Source organism: Streptomyces sp. NPDC007929 (assembly GCF_042959065.1).
Taxonomy (GTDB): domain Bacteria; phylum Actinomycetota; class Actinomycetes; order Streptomycetales; family Streptomycetaceae; genus Streptomyces.
The window spans coordinates 268,459-282,122 of record NZ_JBIBKD010000010.1; the positions used below are offsets into that span (position 1 = coordinate 268,459).

General features: G+C 71.4%; 14 protein-coding genes. 9 read left to right on the forward strand and 5 right to left on the reverse strand.

Going from position 1 to position 13,664, the window contains the following annotated elements; all coding sequences use genetic code 11:
• Window positions 1-77 precede the first annotated feature (77 nt).
• On the reverse strand, window positions 78-980 hold the full coding sequence (locus tag ACFZDE_RS31290) for a GDSL-type esterase/lipase family protein (RefSeq protein ID WP_391205595.1): 903 nt from the start codon (window positions 978-980) through the stop codon (window positions 78-80).
• A gap of 240 nt (window positions 981-1,220) precedes the next feature.
• Here ACFZDE_RS31290 and ACFZDE_RS31295 point away from each other — a divergent pair, with 240 nt between their 5' ends.
• A complete protein-coding gene (locus ACFZDE_RS31295; RefSeq protein WP_391001378.1) occupies window positions 1,221-3,122 on the forward strand; it encodes a rhamnogalacturonan lyase in 1,902 nt (633 codons plus the stop codon).
• An 18-nt stretch (window positions 3,123-3,140) separates the two neighbouring features.
• Here the strand turns inward: ACFZDE_RS31295 and ACFZDE_RS31300 are convergent, their stop codons facing one another.
• Entirely contained in the window at window positions 3,141-3,632 is a 492-nt protein-coding gene (locus ACFZDE_RS31300) for a MarR family transcriptional regulator (RefSeq protein ID WP_391205598.1), read from the reverse strand.
• A gap of 132 nt (window positions 3,633-3,764) precedes the next feature.
• Between ACFZDE_RS31300 and ACFZDE_RS31305 the strand changes: the two genes are divergently transcribed.
• A complete protein-coding gene (locus ACFZDE_RS31305; protein ID WP_391205601.1) occupies window positions 3,765-5,126 on the forward strand; it encodes an aminotransferase class I/II-fold pyridoxal phosphate-dependent enzyme in 1,362 nt (453 codons plus the stop codon).
• Window positions 5,127-5,129: 3 nt separating this feature from the next.
• On the opposite strand, the gene folE is transcribed toward ACFZDE_RS31305, so the two are convergent.
• On the reverse strand, window positions 5,130-5,786 hold the full coding sequence (gene folE / locus ACFZDE_RS31310; protein ID WP_391205604.1) for a GTP cyclohydrolase I FolE: 657 nt from the start codon (window positions 5,784-5,786) through the stop codon (window positions 5,130-5,132).
• A 127-nt stretch (window positions 5,787-5,913) separates the two neighbouring features.
• Here folE and ACFZDE_RS31315 point away from each other — a divergent pair, with 127 nt between their 5' ends.
• From ACFZDE_RS31315 to ACFZDE_RS31325, 3 genes are all read left to right on the forward strand, one after another.
• Entirely contained in the window at window positions 5,914-6,678 is a 765-nt protein-coding gene (locus tag ACFZDE_RS31315; protein WP_391205606.1) for a helix-turn-helix domain-containing protein, read from the forward strand.
• Between the two features lie 159 nt (window positions 6,679-6,837).
• Window positions 6,838-7,782: an MIP family channel protein gene (locus tag ACFZDE_RS31320; protein ID WP_391205609.1), complete on the forward strand. Its 945-nt coding sequence runs from the start codon at window positions 6,838-6,840 to the stop codon at window positions 7,780-7,782.
• Between the two features lie 132 nt (window positions 7,783-7,914).
• The gene (locus tag ACFZDE_RS31325) at window positions 7,915-8,313 is read left to right on the forward strand and encodes a hypothetical protein (protein WP_391205612.1); all 399 of its coding nucleotides are present in this window, start codon (window positions 7,915-7,917) and stop codon (window positions 8,311-8,313) included.
• 154 nt (window positions 8,314-8,467) lie between these two features.
• Here ACFZDE_RS31325 and ACFZDE_RS31330 read toward each other — a convergent pair whose 3' ends face one another.
• The gene (locus ACFZDE_RS31330) at window positions 8,468-8,890 is read right to left on the reverse strand and encodes a MerR family transcriptional regulator (RefSeq protein ID WP_391001361.1); all 423 of its coding nucleotides are present in this window, start codon (window positions 8,888-8,890) and stop codon (window positions 8,468-8,470) included.
• A 399-nt stretch (window positions 8,891-9,289) separates the two neighbouring features.
• Between ACFZDE_RS31330 and ACFZDE_RS31335 the strand changes: the two genes are divergently transcribed.
• From ACFZDE_RS31335 to ppk2, 4 genes are all read left to right on the forward strand, one after another.
• Complete coding sequence (locus ACFZDE_RS31335) at window positions 9,290-10,798, forward strand: SulP family inorganic anion transporter (protein ID WP_391205615.1); 1,509 nt, start codon at window positions 9,290-9,292, stop codon at window positions 10,796-10,798.
• A 183-nt stretch (window positions 10,799-10,981) separates the two neighbouring features.
• Window positions 10,982-11,365 carry a hypothetical protein gene (locus ACFZDE_RS31340; RefSeq protein ID WP_391001356.1) on the forward strand — a complete coding sequence of 128 codons (384 nt, stop codon included), beginning with the start codon at window positions 10,982-10,984 and terminating at the stop codon, window positions 11,363-11,365.
• Between the two features lie 60 nt (window positions 11,366-11,425).
• On the forward strand, window positions 11,426-12,154 hold the full coding sequence (locus ACFZDE_RS31345; RefSeq protein WP_391205702.1) for an SDR family NAD(P)-dependent oxidoreductase: 729 nt from the start codon (window positions 11,426-11,428) through the stop codon (window positions 12,152-12,154).
• Window positions 12,155-12,265: 111 nt separating this feature from the next.
• On the forward strand, window positions 12,266-13,237 hold the full coding sequence (gene ppk2 / locus ACFZDE_RS31350) for a polyphosphate kinase 2 (protein WP_391001354.1): 972 nt from the start codon (window positions 12,266-12,268) through the stop codon (window positions 13,235-13,237).
• A 50-nt stretch (window positions 13,238-13,287) separates the two neighbouring features.
• Here ppk2 and ACFZDE_RS31355 read toward each other — a convergent pair whose 3' ends face one another.
• On the reverse strand, window positions 13,288-13,650 hold the full coding sequence (locus tag ACFZDE_RS31355; RefSeq protein ID WP_391001351.1) for a hypothetical protein: 363 nt from the start codon (window positions 13,648-13,650) through the stop codon (window positions 13,288-13,290).
• Window positions 13,651-13,664 lie beyond the last annotated feature (14 nt).

Consider the following 13,664-nt stretch of genomic DNA (forward strand, 5'->3'; position numbering starts at 1 on the left):
GGCCGGCCAGGAGCCGGCACAGCCTCTCCGGATGCCGACAGCCATGCTAGTCAGCCCCTCGCGACCGGATCGCGGCGCTACCCGAGATGGCCGGCGAGCGGCAGGTTCTGCCTGCGCACCTCCCCGGCGACCAGCCCGGCGATCCGCTGTGCGCCGTACGTCTCGAAGTGGGTGTGGTCGTCGCAGAAGAAGGCGCCGACGGGTCCCGAGCCGTAGTCACCGTTGTGCGGGCAGAAGCGCAGGCTGTTGTAGAGCGAGACGCTCAGCGCGTGCAGGTCGATCACCGGCGTCCCGGTGGCGGATCCGACGGCGAAGGTCTCGTTCACGAAGCCGCGGTTCTTCGTCGCGGTGCCGCCGGAGCAGGTGATGGCCGCGACGGGGGTGAGCAGCACCGGGTGCGCTCCCCGGGCCTGGGCGGCCCGCACCATCGTGGTCATCAACTGGCGGTAGCGGGCGGGGCCGACATGCCGGGGGCAGGTCGAGGAGGAGTCGTTGATGCCGAACTGGATGAAGAGGTGGTCGCCCGCCTTCATCCCGGTGCTCGCGTTCAGCATCGCCTGCCAGCGTGCGGAGTAGGCGGTGGAGGTGAGGCGGCATTCGCCGTCCGGGCCCTTGGTGCCGCTGACGTTCCCCTCGTACAGCCAGGTCTGGAGGGAGCGGCCGCCCACGGCCTGGTTCCTGACGGTGACGTCGGAGGTGAACAGGGCGTCGAACTGGCTGCCCCAGCCGACGGGGCAGCGGGCGGAGCCGGGGTTGGCCATGGTCGAATCGCCTGCCAGCCATACGGTGACCGGCTGTGCGGCGTCCCGTACGGCGGGTGCCGCGGCGCCGGAGGTACCGGACGTACCGGAGGCACCGGATGTGCCGGTGCAGTGCTGAGCGGTGCGGTCGGCGGCGGAGGCGGAGTCGGCGGCGCCGAACCCTGGGCTCGACAGGGCGATCACCAGCGCGGCGGTGACGACGGTCCGTAACTTCTTCATGCGTTCGCTCCCTGGGGGCTGGGATCGTTCACAACATGAGCGGCACGGCGCTGCACCCCGCAATGGTCAAGGCCCTCCACCCCCCTGTCAATCCATGAACACAGACAAACTCACGGATCCGAACAGAGCCCAACAGTGGATCGGACAGAATCCTTGACGGGGCATCAGCTCGTTCTTACGCTCCCTCCTCATGGGAGCGTTCCCAGCGGTCCCGTACCCCCCACGCCCCCGGAGGCCCCCGTGACCGACCCGCACCGGCGTCCCCGTACCGCGCCACGACCGTGGCGATCCCCCCACCGCACCGGCGGCCGGCTCACCGGCGCCGTCTGCGCCGCCGCCCTGGCCCTCTCCGCGCTCGTCGCACTGCCGCAGAGCGCGCACGCGGCGACCGCGCGGCAGGTCGAGAAGCTCGACCGGGGACTGACCAGCGTGCACACCAGCAGCGGAAACCTGGTCTCCTGGCGATGGCTGGCGACCGACCCGAACGACGTGTCGTTCAACGTCTACCGCGGCGGCACCCGACTCAACTCCTCGCCCGTCACCGCCTCGACGAACTACTTCGATCCGGGCGGCGCCGACTCGGCCGACTACACCGTGCGCGCGGTGGTGGGCGGCAGCGAGCAGCCCGCGTCCGCGCCCGCGGTCCAGTTCCGCACGGGCTACAAGGACGTCCCGATCTCGCCGCCCGCGGGCGGCACCGCTCCGGGCAACTCGGCCTACACCTACGACGCCAACGACGCCTCGGTCGGCGACCTGGACGGCGACGGCACCCTGGACCTCGTCCTGAAGTGGCAGCCCACCAACGCCAAGGACAACTCCCAGTCCGGCTACACCGGCAACACCGTCATCGACGGCATCAAGCTCGACGGCACCCGCCTGTGGCGCATCGACCTGGGCCGCAACATCCGCTCCGGCGCCCACTACACACAGTTCCAGGTCTACGACTACGACGGCGACGGCCAGGCCGAGGTCGCCATGAAGACCGCCGACGGCACCCGCGACGGCACCGGCGCGGTCATCGGCAGCTCCTCCGCCGACCACCGCAACTCCAGCGGCTACGTCCTGTCCGGGCCCGAGTACCTGACGATGTTCAACGGCCGTACGGGCAAGGCGATGCAGAGCGTCGACTACGTCCCGGCCCGCGGCACCGTCTCCTCCTGGGGCGACTCCTACGGCAACCGCGTCGACCGCTTCCTCGCGGGCACGGCCTACCTGGACGGCTCGCGCCCGTCCCTGATCATGGCGCGCGGCTACTACACCCGCACGGTGATCGCCGCCTGGGACTGGCGGAACGGATCCTTCACCCGCCGCTGGACCTTCGACACCAACTCCTCCACCAACAGCGGCAAGGGCTACGACGGCCAGGGCAACCACAGTCTGTCCGTCGCCGACGTCGATGCCGACGGCAAGGACGAGATCGTCTACGGCGCGATGACCGTCGACGACAACGGCAGCGGCCTGTGGACCACCAGACTCGGCCACGGCGACGCCGGCCACGTCGGTGACCTCGACCCGTCGCGTCCGGGCCTGGAGTACTTCAAGGTCTCGGAGGACAGCGGCAAGCCCGGCTCCTGGATGGCCGACGCCCGCACGGGTGCGCGGCTGTGGCAGACGGCGTCGGGGTCCGACAACGGGCGGGGCGTCGCCGCCGACATCTACGCAGGCAGCGCGGGCGCCGAAGCCTGGTCGGCCTCCGACACCACCCTGCGCTCCGTGACCGGCGCCTCCCTGGGCAGGAAGCCCTCCAGCATCAACTTCCTGTCCTGGTGGGACGGCGACCCCGTCCGCGAGCTCCTCGACGGGACCCGTATCGACAAGTACGGCACCTCCGGTGACACCCGGCTGCTCACCGGCTCCGGCGTCGCCTCGAACAACGGCACCAAGTCCACCCCGGTCCTGTCCGGTGACATCCTCGGCGACTGGCGCGAGGAGGTCGTCTGGCGAACCGGTGACAACCGGGCGCTGCGGATCTACTCGACCCCGCACCAGACCAGCACCAAGATCACCACCCTGCTCCACGACACCCAGTACCGCACGGCCCTGGCCTGGCAGAACACCGCCTACAACCAGCCCCCGCACCCGAGCTTCTTCCTCGGCAACGCGATGCCGACGGCGCCCCGGCCGTCGGTCTACACCCCCTGAGCCACCCATGGACACCGATCAGCTGTCGCCCAGCGCCTTCTCGATGTCGCCCAGTGAGCGGGTCAGCCGCTCGTAGTCGGCGGAGGCCAGCGGCGCCACGAAGTACCGCTCCACGACCTGCGCGTGAACGGCCGCGGCCCGGAGAAATCCGGCGCGGCCGTGATCGGTCGGCTCGACCAGGACGCTTCTGCGGTCCCCGGGGGCCGGTACGCGCCGCACCAGGCCGGCGCCTTCCATCCGGTCGATCAGACGGGTGATGCCGCTGCTGGTGAGCGTGAGGTCGTCGGCGAGCCGGCGCTGCGAGATCTCGTCGTCCGGGTGCCGGCAGAGCCGGATGAGCACCTCGAACATCGTGTGGCTGATCCCGCACTCCTTGCGCAGGGCCGTGTCGATCCGCCCTTCCAGACGGGTGGCGGCCTTGATCAGCAGCCCAAAATCGTGCACGAGCGGGCTGTTGGCGACGCGGGCGGCCTCGTCGCTCTCTCGGTTCACGGGGTTCACGGGGTTCACGGGGCCGACTTTACTGCTTCTTCACCTACTGCCGTCTCAATTGCTGAGCAATCAATTGCTGAGCAGTCAATGAACTCCTATCGTGGGCGTCCAGCACCCCGGCACCCGGCGCAGGGGCGAAGAGGGAGAACCATGGACCTGCAGCACTGGCTCGTCCGGGCCGACGAGGCGATACAGCAGTGGGCCGACACGTTCGGGCCCTATCAGCAGCACCCGTCCCTCCTCGTCGACGACGACCGCTTCGCCGCCGCCTTCGAGGAGCTCACCGGGCGGCTGAAGGACAACTATCCGTTCTTCCACCCGCGCTACGCGGGGCAGATGCTCAAGCCCCCGCATCCGGCGGCGGTCGTCGGCCACCTCGCCGCCATGCTGATCAACCCCAACAACCACGCCCTGGACGGCGGCCCCGCCACCGCCCGCATGGAACGCGAGGCCGTCGCGCAACTGGCCACGATGTTCGGCTACGACACCCACCTCGGCCACCTCACCACCAGCGGCACGATCGCCAACCTGGAGGCCCTCTTCGTCGCCCGCGAGCTGCACCCCGGCCGCGGCATCGCCTACAGCGAGGACGCCCACTACACCCACGGCCGCATGTGCCACGTCCTGGGCGTGAAGGGGTATCCGATCCCGGCCGACGACCGCGGCCGCATCAGCCTCGACGCGCTCGACGACGTCCTGCGGACCGGCGAGGTGGGCACGGTCGTCCTCACCGCCGGCACCACCGGTCTCGGGGCCGTCGATCCGATCCACGACGCCCTCGCCCTGCGGGAGCGCCACGGCGTACGGCTCCACGTCGACGCGGCCTACGGCGGCTTCTTCACCCTGCTCGCCGGTGCGAAGGGCCCGGAAGGGCTCCCCGCGCAGCCCTGGCGGGCGATCGCCCGGTGCGACTCGATCGTCGTCGACCCGCACAAGCACGGACTCCAGCCCTACGGCTGCGGCGCCGTCCTCTTCCGCGACCCCGAGGTGGGCCGCTTCTATCTGCACGACTCGCCGTACACCTATTTCACCTCCAGCGAGCTGCACCTCGGTGAGATCAGCCTGGAATGCTCACGCGCCGGAGCCGCCGCCGCCGCGCTGTGGCTCACCTTCCAGGTCCTGCCGCCCACCCCCGACGGGCTCGGCCGGGTCCTCGGGGCCGGCCGCCGGGCCGCCCTGGAGTGGGCCGGCCTGATCACCGCCTCGGACGAGCTGGAGCTGTACCAGCAGCCCGAACTGGACATCGTGGGCTACTACCCCGCGGTGGAGCCCGCCGCCCTCGGCGCCATCGACGCGGCGTCCGCACGCGTCCTGGCCGAGGGCATGACCGGCCCCGATCCGGTGTTCCTGAGCACCCTCAGGGCCGGCCGTGACGCCTTCACCGCACGCCACCCGGAGGTCACCGCCGACGCCGACGGCGCACGCATCCTGCGCAGCGTCCTGATGAAGCCGGAGTCCGAGGACCATGTCCACCGCCTGCACGAGCGGGTCACGCGACTGGCCCGGCCCTGACCGCTACCGGGTCGCACCCGTCAGGGCGAGGAACTCGCCGCGGGAGCGGGCGTCGGAGCGCAGCAGACCGAGCAGGGTGGAGGTCAGGGTGTCGGAGCCGGTGGCCTGGACACCGCGCAGCGTCATGCAGGAGTGCTCGGCCTCGATGACCACACCGACGCCCTTGGGTTCCAGCTGGGTCTGCAGCCATTCGGCGACCTGCTTGGTCAGGCGCTCCTGGACCTGGGGGCGGCAGGCGAAGTGCTCCACGACGCGCGCCAGTTTGGACAGGCCCAGGATGCGGGCGCCGGGCAGGTAGCCGACGTGCGCGACGCCGACCACCGGCAGCAGATGGTGCTCGCAGACGGTCCGTACGGGGATGCGCCGGGCGAGGACGAGTTCGTCGTAGCCCTCGTCGTTGGGGAACGTGGTCAGGTCGAACGGGCGCGGGCTGAAGAGCTCGGCGTACGCGCGGGCCATCCGGCCGGGTGTGCCGCGCAGGCTCTCCGAGGCCGTGGAGACGCCGAGCGCCTCGAGGAAGCGGCCGGCCGCGACCTCCGCGGCGGCCAGGTCGATCCCGTCGGGTTCGTGGACCACCCGCAGGGCGGGCCGCGCGGGCGCCGTCGCTTCTCCGTCGTACAGGTCCGGCCGGACGGAGGTCGGCGCGGGGTGCTCGGTCATGTCAGTGGCCTCCGAAGACGAGTTTCACCAACAAGTGTTTGCCTTATTCACAGCATACGTCAAGACGCCCAGTCCAGAGCTGGTGAAGAACCCTCACGCCCACGCATGTGGGAGTTATCGTGGTTCCGTGGCTTCCGACCCGCCCGCGCAGGCCGACCCGGCCGGCAGCGCCATCGACTCCGTCAGCGTCCTGAGCGAGGACTCGCGCCGGCGCATGTTCGCCTACATCCGGCGTGCCCGGCGCGCCGTCACCCGTGACGAGGCCGCCGCCAGCGTCGGCATCTCGCGGAAACTCGCCGCCTTCCACCTCGACAAGCTGGTCGACGCCGGCCTGCTGCGCGCCCACTACGAGACACCGGGCGGCACCCGCAAGGTCGGCAGGCAGCCGAAGGTGTACGAGCCCACCGACGCCCAGATCACCGTGACCATCCCCGACCGGCGCCATGAGCTGCTGGCCGACCTGCTCCTGGACGCCGTCCTGACCGAGCAGGCCGGCGAGAGCGCCGCACAGGCGGCGCTGCGCGCCGCGCAGCGGCGCGGCCGGGAGATGGGCGAGGCCGCCCGGAGCGAGACGCGACCCGGGCGGCTGGGCCCCGAGCGAGGGCTCACCGCCTGCGAACGCCTGCTGGACCGATACGGCTACGAGCCCGTCCGGGAGACCCCGACCCGGCTGCGGCTGCGCAACTGCCCCTTCCACCCGCTGGCCGCGAAGGCTCCGGACCTGGTGTGCGCCATGAACCAGGCGTTCCTCAGCGGCTGCCTCGACGGTCTTGAGGTCAACGGCGTCCGCGCGACGCCGGCCCCGCGGCCCGGGGAATGCTGCGTCCGGCTGGGCTCCGGCGACGGCGAGTCCTCCTCCGACGGCGCAAGCGAGTCCACCGAGGGCCGCTGACGCCTTCGACGAGCCACGCACTCCGCCTCCGGCCCCTCCGGCGGGCACCGGGAACGGGCCGCCAGAGGGTCTCCTGCGGTTGCCGCGCCCGACGCGCCGGGTTACCACGTGATTACGGCGCGTCAGACTGGACCGCAGCGAACCCCAGGGAGAAATCACATGGCAGTGGAGATCAAGCCTCTGGTGAAACCCTCGCGGCTCAGACGTCGCGCAGGTCTGGCGGGCGAGTGCCTGGCGGAGTTCCTCGGGACCTTCGTCCTCATCGCCTTCGGATGCGGCGTGGTCGCGATGACCGTCGCCGCGCTGCCCGGCTCGGGCCGCACCGAAGGGCCCACCATCTTCTTCCTCGGCGCCGGGGACTGGCTCCTGATCACCTGGGGCTGGTGCATGGCCGTGGTCCTCGGGATCTACGTGGCCGGCGGCGTCAGCGGAGCGCACATCAACCCGGCGGTGACCCTGGCCTTCGCCGTCCGCCGCAAGTTCCCGTGGGTCAAGGTCGTGCCCTACTGGGTCGCCCAGGTGCTCGGCGCCCTCGCGGGGGCAGCGCTGGTCTACGCCGTCTACCACGACGCCATCAACGCCTTCGACGCCGCGTTCAAGGGGCCGAAGACCGACGGCAAGACCCTCGCCTCGTTCTCGATCTTCGCCACCTTCCCGGCGCCGTACTTCAACGGCGGGGTCTGGGGGCCGCTGCTCGACCAGATCGTCGGCACCGCCTTCCTGGTCATGCTGGTCGTGGCGATCATCGACCTGCGCAACACGGCCGTGAAGGCCAATCTCGGCCCGCTGGTGATCGGTTTCACCGTGGCCGCGATCGGCATGTCCTACGGCGCGAACGCGGGCTACGCCATCAACCCGGCCCGCGACTTCGGCCCGCGTCTGTTCACCTGGATGGCGGGATGGGACGGACTGGCGTTTCCGGGCAACCTGGCCGGGGCGTTCAGCGACTACTGGTGGATCCCGATCGTGGGGCCGCTCGTCGGCGGTGTGATCGGCGTGCTGATCTACGACCTGTTCATCGGTGACGTGCTGCACGCCCGTGCGCAGCAGGGCGAGGCTCCGGAGCCCGGCCGGACGCGTCCCACCACGTCCGACGAGGAGTGAGCGGTCTCGGCCGCGGGCGGGACGAGGGCCGGTGCTAGATTCCTCTGGGCGTCCGCCCGTGAGCGGTGCGGATCGCCCACCGGACAGCTGAACCGGCCCAGGGCGGGCCCGTAGCGGATGGTGGCGCGTTCCATGACTGACCCGGAGGAGATCCCCGGCGCGGCCGACGCGCCCCTGCCGCGGATCCTGGGCGACACCGGCTCCCTCGTGGCGGCCGGCGCGGAATCGACCGGCGCCCTGTGGCGACTGGCCGAGCCCGGCCGCCAGCTGGACGCCAACCTGGTCCGCGTCCCGCCTCGGGGAACCATCGACACCCACGCCGAGCCCGACCTCGACGTCCTCCTGCTCGTCGTCGACGGTGACGGCGTACTGGGCTCGGCCGCCGGACCCGCCCCGGTGCGGTCGGGCAGCCTCGTCTGGCTGCCGCACGGCAGTGTCCGCAGTGTGCGGGCGGGCGAGAACGGCCTGTCGTACCTGACGGTGCACCGCCGCCGCCCCGGCATGCGCATCCAGAACCGGCCCGGGGCGTGAACGCCCCTGCCGGGCAGGGGGGCACAGTGTGACCAGCCGGTGTCCCCCTCACCTCACCGGTGATGCCCCCGTCGTAGCGGCAGGCGCATCGCGGCGACGGGGTCTGGATGCCGGAAGGGCCGGGAACCCGCGCCGGTCCTGAGGCACGCCCCGTTCACCTGCCCGCCCCGGTCCGGGACCGGTTCGAGTCCTCCAGGCGCTGCGCCAGGGTGGCCGCGAACTCCTCCGCCCGGGACAGCCGGGTGCGCAGCTCCTCGACCCGCTGCCGGGCGGCCCGCTCGAAGTCGCGCACCCGGTCCAGCAGTTCCTCGCGGTCGCCGGGCGTCAGTTCCTCGCCCGAGTCGAGGCGGTCGGAGGCCTCCAGGAGGGCGCGCATCTCGTCGAGGGTGAAGCCGAGCGGCTTCATACGGCGGATGACCATGAGGCGGGCGACGTCGGCTTCCGTGTAGAGGCGGAAGCCGCCCCGGGAGCGGGCCGAGGGGACGACGAGGCCGGTCTCCTCGTAGTGCCGGATCGTGCGCAGCGACAGCTCGGTCCGGGTGGCGACCTCGCCGATCTGCAGGTGCTCGGTGCTCACGCCGCTGCCTTCCTCGTCACTCGCCGCCACCCGCGGGCGGCGGCACCGATCTCTACCCTAACGTTAGGGTAGAGTCACCGGGTACCGGCCCGGCCGATCGCCGCGCCCGCTTCCGTGGCGCGGGACACGCGTCCCCGGTCCGCCCGCCGTGCCGGGGCCGACGAAGCCCCCGGAGAAGACCGATCCCGCAGGAGTGCGCGTGCGCGTGTGTGTGACGCCCGGCGCCGCCGCCTGCCCGCCGTGACCCTTCACCCCCGGGCCGCGGTCTCCTCCCGGGCGGGTCGTCGCGGCGCTGTCCGCTGACCCGGCGCCGGCCCACCCGGTCTTCCCACGTCTCCCCCGCCTTCCCGCGCGCCCGCCCCAGGCGAGCGTGCCCGAGCCCGACAGGTTCCCCTCGTCTTGTCTTCCTCCGTACCGTCCCCGGCCACCCGGCCGCGTGGCTTTCGACGTCCGGCCTGGCTGTCCGACCCGAAGGTGCTGCGCACCGAGGTGCTGGCCGGGCTCGTGGTCGCCCTGGCGCTGATCCCGGAGGCGATCTCGTTCTCGATCATCGCCGGGGTCGATCCGGCGATCGGTCTGTTCGCCTCGTTCACCATGGCCGTGACCATCGCGATCGTCGGGGGCCGTCCGGCGATGATCTCCGCGGCCACCGGGGCCGTGGCCCTGGTCATCGCCCCGCTCAACCGTGAGCACGGCTTCGGGTACCTCGTCGCGGCGGTGATCCTCGCCGGTGTGTTCCAGATCGTCCTCGGCGCGCTCGGCGTCGCGAAGCTGATGCGGTTCGTGCCGCGCAGCGTGATGGTCGGGTTCGTCAACTCCCTCGCCATCCTGATCTTCATGGCGCAGGTGCCGGAGCTGACGGGTGTGCCCTGGCCCGTCTATCCGCTGCTGGCGGCCGGTCTCGCGCTGATGGTGTTCTTCCCGAGGGTGACGTCGGTGGTCCCGGCGCCGCTGGTGTCCATCGTCGTGCTCACGGTCCTCACGGTCGCCGCGGGGATCGCCGTGCCGACCGTGGGCGACAAGGGCGAGCTGCCGTCGTCCCTGCCGGTGCCGGGGCTGCCGGACGTGCCGTTCACCCTGGACACCCTGACGACGGTCGCACCGTACGCGCTGGCCATGGCCCTGGTCGGGCTGATGGAGTCGCTGATGACGGCCAAGCTGGTGGACGACATCACCGACACGCGTTCCTCCAAGACCCGCGAGTCGGTCGGGCAGGGCGTCGCCAACATCGTCACCGGGTTCTTCGGCGGCATGGGCGGCTGCGCGATGATCGGCCAGACGATGATCAACGTACGGGTGTCGGGTGCGCGCACCCGGTTGTCGACGTTCCTGGCCGGTGCCTTCCTGATGGTGCTGTGCGTCGTGTTCGGGCCGGTCGTCTCCGACATCCCCATGGCGGCCCTGGTCGCGGTGATGGTGATGGTGTCGGTGGGGACCTTCGACTGGCACTCCATCGCGCCGAGGACGCTGAAGCGGATGCCGGCCGGGGAGATCACCGTCATGGTGGTCACCGTGGCCTGTGTGGTCGCCACACACAATCTCGCCATCGGGGTCGTGGTCGGCTCCCTCACCGCGGTGGTCATCTTCGCCAAGCGGGTCGCCCACCGCGCCGAGGTCACCGCGGTCACTGACCCCGACGACACCTCGGTCGTCTACCGCGTCACCGGTGAGCTGTTCTTCGCCTCGTCCAACGACCTCGTCGGCCGGTTCCGGTACGCCACCGACCCGGCCGAGGTCGTCATCGACCTGTCCGGCGCGCACATCTGGGACGCCTCCTCGGTCGCCGCGCTGGACGCCGTCGAGGCCAAGTACGCGCAGCGCGGCAAGAGCGTCGAGATCATCGGCCTGAACGAGCCGAGTGCCCGGATGCACCAAACGCTCAGCGGTGAGCTCACCGGCGGTCACTGACCCCGGCGCCCACCGGGTTCGCGGCGTCCGGACGAGGCGGCCCCCCGCCCAGCATGACGCCTGATCCGTGGCCGCGGTCCTGACAGATGTCAGGCACCGCGACGCCCCGCGCCCGCCTAGGGTGCGGGGCGATGAGACGGCCACCGTCGCGTGCGCCGACCGCCACGGCAGACAAGGAACGCCATGCGCAAGACGACCGCCGCACTCGCCGTCGCCGGAGCACTCGCCCTCGTGATCACCACCTCCCAGAGCGCCGCCGCCGACGGGCACGGCAAGGGCTGGTACGGCGTGTGGGCCAACGGCGTCAACGTCCGCGACATCAACGAGGGCGACTGCATCCACGCACCGAGCACCTCGAACTGCCCCACGGTGCTCGGGCAGATCAACTCCTGGGACGAGGTGCTGGTGTACTGCCAGGTCCCGGGCCAGTCGGTCGGCGGCAATCCCTACTGGCTGATGGTCCAGCCCCGGGGCTGGACGAAGTACGGGATCATTTCCAGCTACTACGTCGAGAACAACACCAACTGGATCGACGGGGTACCCGGGCTGAACGGCTGTGTGATCTAGCGCGTGTCCCCTGTGCGGGACGCGGGTCCCGCTGAAGGAGGCGGTTTCATGGGAGGTGCGGTGAGCCGGATCCTGGTGACCGGGTCCGCCGAGGGGCTCGGGCGGGCCGCCGCTCAGGCACTGCTGGCGGCGGGGCACGACGTGGTGGTGCACGCCCGGAACCAGGAGCGGGCGGCGGTGCTCGGTGAGCTGGCCGACCGCGGGGCCCAGCTCGTGGTGGGCGACTTCGCCGAGCGTGACGCCGTGCGGCGGGTCGCCGACGAGCTGAACGCGGCGCGGCCGCTCGACGCCGTCATCCACAACGCCGGGGTGTGGAGCGGACCCGCGGTCATGCCGGTCAACGTCGTCGCGCCCTATCTGCTGACCGCGCTGCTGCGCGGGCCGCGCCGGCTGGTGTACCTGAGCAGCAACTCCCATACCGGCGGGCGGCCGTCGGCGCTGGACGGGGCCGACTGGCAGGGCCGCGGCTCGGGGTCGTACGCCGACAGCAAGCTCTTCGTGACGACGCTGGCGGCCGCGGTGGCCCGGCTGCGCCCGGGGGTGCTGAGCAACGCGGTGGATCCCGGCTGGGTGCCGACCCGGATGGGCGGGCCGAGCGCGCCGGACGATCTGGAACTCGGCCACCAGACGCAGGAGTGGCTGGCGGTGAGCGACGACCCGGAGGCCCTGACCTCGGGCGGCTACTGGTACCACGGCCGGCGGCTCCAGCCGCATCGCGCGGTCCACGACGAGGCGTTCCAGGACCGTCTGGTGCGGGCTCTGGCCGAGGAGACGGGCGCCGCGCTCTGAGCGACCGTCCAGGACGTCCGCGCCGGTCGGAGCGCTCCGACCTCACATGACCGGGTCCCGTCGGGGCACCCGTGTGTCCGTTCACCGGGTGAGGGACACAGGAGTCGAGTGATGAGCGCCGAAGACGCCGACAAGCTGCTGGACGGGCTGACCGTGGACAGCAGCAGACGCGAGCAGCCGATCGTGCTGGACGGGGACGGGCGCCCGATCCGGACCTGGCGGGAGAACCATCCCTACGACCGCAAGGTGGGCCGCAAGGAGTACGAGCGTTCCAAGCGCATTCTGCAGATCGAGCTGCTCAAGCTCCAGCGGTGGGTCAAGGACACCGGCGCACGCCTGGTCGTCGTCTGCGAGGGGCGGGACGCGGCGGGCAAGGGCGGCACCATCCAGCGGCTGACCGAGCGGCTCAACCCGCGCGGCGCACGCGTGGTCGCCCTGGACAAGCCCACCGAGCGCGAGGTCGGCCAGTGGTACTTCCAGCGCTATATCGCGCACCTGCCGACGGCCGGGGAGATCGTGTTCTTCGACCGCTCCTGGTACAACCGGGCCGGTGTGGAACGCGTGATGGGCTACTGCACCAAGGACGAGTACGAACTGTTCCTCGACCAGTGCCCGGCCTTCGAGCGGATGCTGGTGGACGACGGGATCCTGCTGGTGAAGTTCTGGTTCTCGGTGTCCCGCTCCGAGCAGCGCACCCGCTTCGCGATCCGGCAGGTCGACCCGGTGCGCCAGTGGAAGCTCTCCCCCACCGACCTTGCCTCGCTGGACCTGTGGGACGACTACACCGAGGCGAAGGTGGACATGTTCCGTGCCACCGACACCGCCCACGCCCCCTGGACGGTCGTCAAGAGCAACGACAAGCGGCGCGCCCGGCTGGAGACCATGCGCGGTCTGCTGTCGCGCGTCGACTACGCCAGCAAGGACCGGGAGGCGGTCGGCACCCCCGATCCCCTCATCGTGGGCGCCGCCGACACCCTCCTGGAGCCGGGTGAGGAGGATTCCACGCTGTCCCCCACTCCGTTGTCCCCTACTCCGCTGTCCCCCGGCGCCGCGGGCCCCGGCAAGCATCCCAAGACTTCCTGAGGCCGACCTGGCCCCTCCCGCGCGCGGGAGGGGCCCAGGTCGGCGCGTCGTCAGCGGGCCGCGGCGCGGGTCTCCGTGCGGTGGTCGTAGTACGCCCAGACGGTCACGGCCACCACGGCGGTGAGCCCGACCGTCAGGAACCGCACGGCGCCGCTGGTCAGGTAGGCGACCAGCCCGGTGAGCCCCGCTCCGCAGAGCATGATCAGACGGCTGACGAGCCGGTTCTCCGGCGGCTGGGGGTCCTCCCGGTCCTTGAGGTCGTGCAGGGCGTCATGAGCCGGGTGCGCGGAACCGCGGCGGGCGCGGGCGCGGTACTGCAATCCGTAGCTGATCAGGGCGTACAGGGCGAGGGCGCCCAGGACCCAGAGCCAGACATAGGGGTCGTCGTCACTCGATCCATCAGCCAGGTACACGACTTCTCTCCTTC

What these genes read in the sequence shown, in the direction of transcription:
- folE (WP_391205604.1), bottom strand. Translation starts at nt 5,786, where the DNA reads ATGACCGAGCACCCCGCGCCGACCTCCGTCCGGCCGGACCTGTACGAC.
- ACFZDE_RS31340 (WP_391001356.1), top strand. Translation starts at nt 10,982, where the DNA reads ATGCGCAAGACGACCGCCGCACTCGCCGTCGCCGGAGCACTCGCCCTC.
- ACFZDE_RS31320 (WP_391205609.1), top strand. Translation starts at nt 6,838, where the DNA reads ATGGCAGTGGAGATCAAGCCTCTGGTGAAACCCTCGCGGCTCAGACGT.
- ACFZDE_RS31305 (WP_391205601.1), top strand. Translation starts at nt 3,765, where the DNA reads ATGGACCTGCAGCACTGGCTCGTCCGGGCCGACGAGGCGATACAGCAG.
- ACFZDE_RS31290 (WP_391205595.1), bottom strand. Translation starts at nt 980, where the DNA reads ATGAAGAAGTTACGGACCGTCGTCACCGCCGCGCTGGTGATCGCCCTG.
- ppk2 (WP_391001354.1), top strand. Translation starts at nt 12,266, where the DNA reads ATGAGCGCCGAAGACGCCGACAAGCTGCTGGACGGGCTGACCGTGGAC.
- ACFZDE_RS31325 (WP_391205612.1), top strand. Translation starts at nt 7,915, where the DNA reads ATGACTGACCCGGAGGAGATCCCCGGCGCGGCCGACGCGCCCCTGCCG.